At 64.8% G+C, this 6,673-nt stretch carries 1 protein-coding gene; it reads right to left on the bottom strand.

Translation table 11 applies throughout. The annotated features are described in order from the left end of the window. Positions 1–6,522 (bottom strand): phytase (locus tag GGR17_RS16970; protein ID WP_183314794.1); only part of this gene is annotated, 6,522 nt, incomplete at its 3' end. Between the last annotated feature and the right edge of the window lie 151 nt (positions 6,523–6,673).

Here is a 6,673-nt window from a genome sequence, read left to right as displayed (position 1 = left end):
GTCGAGGTTGTCCGGCGAGCGCAGCGCCCGCGCCGGATCGTCGTCGCCGTCATACGCGATCTTGAGCGTGCTCGACTTCAGCGCCGCCTTCCGCCCGAACTCCACCTCCATGGTGTAGACCGTGCCGAAGCTGTCGGCCCCGTTGCCGGTTTCGGGGTCGATGTCGTAGGTATCGACGCCGGTGGACGCGAGGACAAATTCGGATCCATTGTCCGGGTTCGTGGCCACGTCCTCCGGACGCGAGAAGCCGAAGGCGCCCGCCTCCTTCGCCTGGAGCCAGAGATTGCCCTGCGTCGGGTAGCCGTATTCGTCGAAGCCGGTGGTGCCGTCCTCAGAGGCCATGCCCGGCCGCGGCTCGTTGTTGATCTCGACCCACCGCCCCGCGATCTCGGCGCCGGTGCCGCTGAACTCCAGCGGGCTGTCGATGCTGTCGCCCGTCAGATCGACATCGAGACGCTCGGCCAGCTTCTCGAGCAACCGTTCGTCGTCCTCGTGGCGGTCGGCGAAGCTGTCGGCCCGCGCCAGTTTCCGCTCTTCCCAGCGCGCGAGATCGCCAGAGGCCAGCACCTCGGCGATATGCGCCTTGATCGCCTCGTACGGCGCGAGTTCCTCCGCCTCGGCAACCCAGACAAAGAGCTTGCCGTCCGCCAGCCCGTTGCGGGCCAGGAAGTCGTCGGAGTGCCGGTCCTTTTCGCCGACGTAGAGGAACAGCGGCGCGGCTTCATCCTCGCCGTCGCCATCGAAATCGTAGGGCGCCGTGTCGTCGGAGAGCACGAAGGCCACGTGCTTGCGGTCGCCGGTGTCGATCTGGGTGACATTTTCCCACGCACCGCGGCCCATGGCCGGAACCTGATGGAGCGCGCCGGTCTCGACGTCGAGCGCCCATTCGGCACCGCCCACCGAGTTGTACCCGCCGCCGTCCTCTTCACCGGCGAAATAGACAGTATCGACGAGACCGCGATCGTTGCCGAACTGCTCGGCCTCCACCAGCATGCCCGAGCAGAACCGGGAGAAGCCTTGCCACTGGCTCGCGCTTTCCGGCCCGCCGAAGAACGGGGCGTAGGCTTCCGAAAGGAAGGTCAGGTCGGAGGCGATGTCGCCGTTGCCGTCGTAGATCGTGTCATAGGCAAGGCCGGCGTCCACGATCTGACGGCTTTCGATATCGAAATCGAAATAGGAGATGCGGGCGCCCGTCATCGAGAACGTGCCGCCGTCGCCATCCGACACCTCGTAGGCGTTGCCGCGGTTGTTCAGCAGCTCGTGGTTGCCCAGAAGGCGCACCACATCGGCCGCGCCATCGCCATCCACGTCATGCGCGAAGGCGCCCAGGCCGTCGAGAACGCCGACCGGAGTGTAGTCGCCCGCCGTGGTTTCATTGAGCGCGCCCGTTGTGCCGGAGAACGTGTCGCCGATCGTAAAGACCGCTTCCGCCAGATAACCGTCCTCCGTCGCCAGCATCGTCGGTGATGGTTCGGGCGCCTCATCAGCCTGCGGGTCGACCACGAACTGGCTGACGATCTGCGGCACAAGGTCGGTGTTGCTTCCGGCCTGCTCGGGCGTGTAGGCCGGGATGCCCCAGGTGGTGACGGTCAGCGCCTGGGTGTCCGCGTCGATCTCGAACTGGGTCCAGCCGAAGGTATGGGCCGCCACGTAATCGCCGGACAGCAGCGTCGCGTCGATCAGCCCTTCGGCCTGCGCGAGATTGTCGTTCAGCCCGATCGGGTCATAGCCGCCCTGGGCCATCACCGAGTTGAAGGCCTGCTTGACGAAATCGTCCTTGTCGTCGGGCAGGTCATCGGTATCCGGCGCGACCGGCAGGCTCTCGTAATACGCCAGTTCCGCGGGGCTCAGGATACCCAGCCCGCCGGCCACCTCGACCGCGCTCGGTCCGAAGGGTGCGTCGAAGGCCACGGCGCCCGTGGTGATCTCCCAGGCCGAGCTGGCGATCTGGCCGGTTCCCGGAACGGCCTCGTAGGTCAGGTTGTTGACGAAGGTGGCGTGGATGTCGGCGGCCACGAAGACCACGTTGTTGATGTCATTCTCCTCGATGAAGGAGAGCAGCTCGGTCCGCTCCTCGGCATAGCCTTCCCAGCTGTCAGCGTTGAAAAAGCCGAGGTTCTGAATCGGCTCCGGCGTATGAACGAATTTCCAGGTCACCCCGTTTTCCTCGGCCGCCAGCAGGTCGGCCTTCAGATCGTCCAGTTGCGCGGCGCCCAGCAGGCTGCGGCCCTCGGTTCCCGGCATCAGGCCAAAGCTCTCGGCCTGGAACCGGGCGATGTCGGCCGGGTCGGTGAGGTTCGCGCCCGCAAGTGGCTCGTCGCGGAAGCTGCGCTGGTCGAGGATGAAGACGGCAGCGTCCTGGCCGAACTCCTGAAAGCGATAGAGTTCGCGCTCGCCCGCTGTCAGGGCGTCGCCGGTGTCGCCATAGAATTTGTCGGCGACCGCGTGGTATTCCTGGAACGCCGTCAGCCCGTTTTCGTAGAGCGTTGCGTCGTTGATGAAGGCCGCCGGGTCATCGTCCGGGAACAGATCCCGGAACTCGCTCTCTGCGGTTCCGCCGATGGTCCCGCCGCCGGCGAAGTCATTCGTGACCTCGTGGTCGTCGATGGTGGCAAAGATCGCGGTGGAGGCCTTAAGATCCGCGAAGGCGTTCAGGCCGTCGCGTGCGCCGTAGACCTCAGCATACTTCGTCCGGTAATCCTCGGGGGTGATCGCCTGCGGCTGGTCCAGCGCCGGGCTCGGATAATCGGAATAGATCGTGTCGCCGTGGAGGACGAAGAAGTCGAGATCCGCCTCGTCGGCGTTTGAAATCGCCGGATAGGGCGCGAGTTCGCCGCGCCAGTCGCCGGAGACGCCGAAGACGAGCCCGTTGTAGCCATCTTCGGCGGCGGTTCCGAAGCGGCCCGTGCGGGTGGCGCCCGCGGCATCCTCGACCTCGAAGACATAGTCCTTGCCCGGGGCGAGATCGTCGATCAGGACCTTGACCGGGACGTCGGTATCAGTGACCTCGACACTCTGTACCGCGACCTTCTTCAGCCTGCCGTTCGGCTTGGCCTCATAGACCTTGAACTCCACCTCGCCGAGCGCCAGCGAGCGGGCCCAGAGCACCACGCTGTCTTCGGTCACGTCGCCGGCGGATACGCCCTGCGGCAGCGTCTGCGGGGTCAGTTCGCGCGGGTCGAAGTCCGGGTTGGTTGCCTTGCCGAAGAGCGCGAGCACATCGCCAAGGTCGGAGAGCTTGAAGTTGACGTTCCAGTTCTGCACCTCGCCGTCGCCCGGCTCGGGGAAGACGACCTGGATCTCGTTCGAGCCGTCCTGGGTGACCAGCAACCCGTTCTCGAAGCCCGGCAGACTGCCGGAGTAGATCTCCGCGCCATCGGATTCCTCCACCCCGTCGATACCATTGTTGGCGCCGATGGCGAAGGAGCCGAGATAGCTGTGGTTGATCCTGTCGAACACCGCGAAGGTGCTGTCGCCCTGCGAGGAGACCAGGATCAGCCCGTCGCCATCATCGCCGTAGTAGATCGACACGCCCTCGATGTCGGGCGAGAAGAACGCGGCGTCGACCGGCGCCACGGTCTCGAAGGTGGCGGGCCCGTCCGGGTCGGCGCTGAAGCTCAGCAGGCCCAGTTCCTCCTCGACGGCGACATAGCCGATGCCGGTCTCGCGGTCGATCACGATGCCCTCGGCCTGGTAATCCTCGGCTTCCTCGCCATCGGCCACCGGCAGTTCGAGCGTCCGGACCAGATCGAAGGTAAAGTTCTTGCCCTTCTGCTTCAGTTCAAGCTGGGCGATCTTGTTGCCGTCCGCCTGGGTCACGAAGACATAGTCGCGGCCATCCGGGGCGGTATAGGCCGCCAGCCCGTAGGCCGTCGCCTCGCCGTCATCGACGCCGAAGATCGTCTCCGGGATCTTGCACGAGGTGGCATCCTTGAGCGTTCCGTCCTTCTTGAAACGGTAGATCGCCAGCGTGTCGTTCTCGCGGTCGGAGGCAACGGCAAGATCGTAGGTGTTCTTGCCCCTGCCCGCGCCGTAGAGAACATCGACGTTGTTGTAGCGGATGCCTTCCGGCTCGATCCGCTGGAGTTCATTGCCCTCGATATCGTAAACGCGGAGCCCGCCGTTCTTCATCGCGGTGACGATCGTGCTGGCGCCGGCATCCTTCGGGTTGAGCCAGACCGCGGGATCGTCCGGGTCCGGGCCTTCGGTCGTGTCGAAGGGGTTGTCGTAGCGCAGCGCGTCCGGTGTCTCCAGCACCGGCGCGATCGTCGGGATATCCTGCAGGTCCAGCGCCAGGGAGATGAACTGGCTGGCCTGCGGCCCGAAGGCCGAGAAATTGTCGTCCGACACGATGATCAGCGACTGGCGGCCATCGTCGAGAACCGGGCCGAGTGTCATGCCCTCGACGTTGTCGACGACGATGCCGAAGTCGCCCAGATCGGCCAGCAGGGTCTTCTTGACCGGTGCGTCGACGTCGATCTCCAATTCGCCGTCGTCCTCGCTGACCGGCAGGCCGTTCTCGCCGATGACGTTGGTCGCGCCGCGGGTGTCGACCAGATAGAGCTTGCCGGTGTAGCCGCGATCCGCCGCGCCGGTGGAGAAGGACCGCTCCAGGGCGAGCAGCGTGCCCTGATCGTCGAGCGCCAGCAATTCGACAAGCCCGCTGTCGGCAAAGGCGTCTGCCGGGACGGGTTCGTTCGCGATCTGGTCGACCTCATAGACGAATTCGGCGACCGGCAGGCCGGTCTCGAGATCATAGCGTATGATCCGTGCCGCCGAGCCGAGTTCGGTGGTGGCGGGCGCTCCATCCTGGACAAGCGCGCTTTCCGTCGCGGTCCAGAGCGTTGTCTGATCAGGCGAGATCGTCAGGCTCTCGAACCCCAGATTGTTGCGCACCCCGTTCGTCCCCGCCGGGGTGGGCAGAAACTTCGTATCGACCGGCAGCGCGCCGCCCAGCACGCCGTCTTTGCCGAACAGGTAGATCGCCGGATTGCCCAGCAGATCGCGCTCGGAAGAGATGAAAAGCTGGCCGTTGGCACCGATGGCGATGCCCTCTGGGTCGGGGCTGAGCGCGTCGAAGGTGGCGCCGCCGGGCAGGGTCAGCGCGGTAACGCCAAGCAGCGAGACATCGCCTTCGTCCAGCGATCCGTCGCCAAGATCTATGGAAACCTCGTAGAAGCGTGGCGTGCCGTCGGCCCCTGCTCCGCGATCGTCGGAAACCGCAAGGTAGGTGTTCGTCGCGGGGTCGAGTACGATGCCGGAGAGACCCCCGACAATCGTCCCGTCGAAAATGACGCCGGTGTCGATTTCCGTCATCCCGAGGAACTCCACACCCGTGACCGTCGTCCGGTCATCATCGGTCACCCGCAGGTCGGCATAGACCAGGCGGTGGTCGGAGGTCGGGAATTCGGCCAGCGGAAAGAGCGGGTCGTCCGGCGTCTGCCAGAAGACGCCGCCATCGAGATAGGCCAGGCCCGCCTCGGACGGCAGCACATAGTCGACCCGGAGGTTGCCCGGCGCGTCGTCGGGAGTGCCGGCGCCGGCGAAACCGAAGTCGGCGGTGTCGAAGGCGGGATCGCCGACATGATCATCGTTGGCGCCGCCCTGCAGCTCGGAGGCCACCGGGCCGCCGTCGCTGGAGGGGGTTACCGCCGGGTCGGTGGCAGAGCCGTTGATGAGGGGGCTGTCGAGCAGCTGGTTGGCGGCACCGTTCACGCTGTCGCCGTCGAAGGGATCGGCGTTGTAATCACCCAGGATCACGAAGCGCTCGCCCTCGGCAAGGCCGCCGTATGTGCCGTTGTCGTCATAGATGTAGTCTTCGCCGGCGACGTAATCGGCCCAGAAACGGATTTCGTCGTGATTGCGCGTGCCGTTACGATCCTCGGGGCCGTCGTAAACCGGCGGCGTCGGGTGTGCGGCCAGCACATGGACAGTCTCGCCATCGACGATCACTGGCACGTCCACATGGTTCTTCGAGGAAAGGCGCAGGACCTCGAGTTCTTCCTCTGTGTACCAGCTCGAGGTATCGCCGTTGCCATCGGCATCGAGCGGGTCCTCGGGCAGCAGAGCACCCGGCATGTCCTTCCAGAGAAAGTTCTGGAAGGTGCGGATGTTCGCGGTGTCGATCTCGTATTTCGAGAAGATCACGAAACCGTACTGGCCCTCGAAGAAGCCGAAGCCCTGGGCGTCATTCGGCGCGAAGTCACCCGCGGCGCCTGAATTGTCGAGATCAAAGCCGCTCGGGACGCCGGTGTTGGAGGGCGCGACGTAGACATGCGGATACTCGACAGGCGCCGCGCCATTCTGGCTCAGCGAGAGATAATTCTCCTGAAAAAGCCGGGCTGCCTCGCCGGCGGCCTCGTAGTCGAACTCGTTCATGAGAATGATGTCCGCATCCGAGCGCTGGATGATCTCGGCGACCGATTGCGCCTGAGTGTCTGCAGACGTACTCAGATCTGCGATCAACTCGCCCTCGGAGTTGCGGTTAAGCGATGCGTTAAATGTTGCGACACGAATGTCCATGCTCGAATCCCCCACTGAAATGGCCTAATGGGGGAACTGTCTCGCCCGGAGGAAACACTGATGTGACTTCCCTGTGATGGATATTTAAACCGACGCGCCGGAACTGTGGGAACCGCGCCGGGGTTTCGCAAAGCCTTCGAACAGAGCCTCG

This window comes from Actibacterium naphthalenivorans (assembly GCF_014196965.1).
GTDB lineage: Bacteria > Pseudomonadota > Alphaproteobacteria > Rhodobacterales > Rhodobacteraceae > Actibacterium_A > Actibacterium_A naphthalenivorans.
This window is presented reverse-complemented; position numbering and strand designations above follow the sequence as displayed.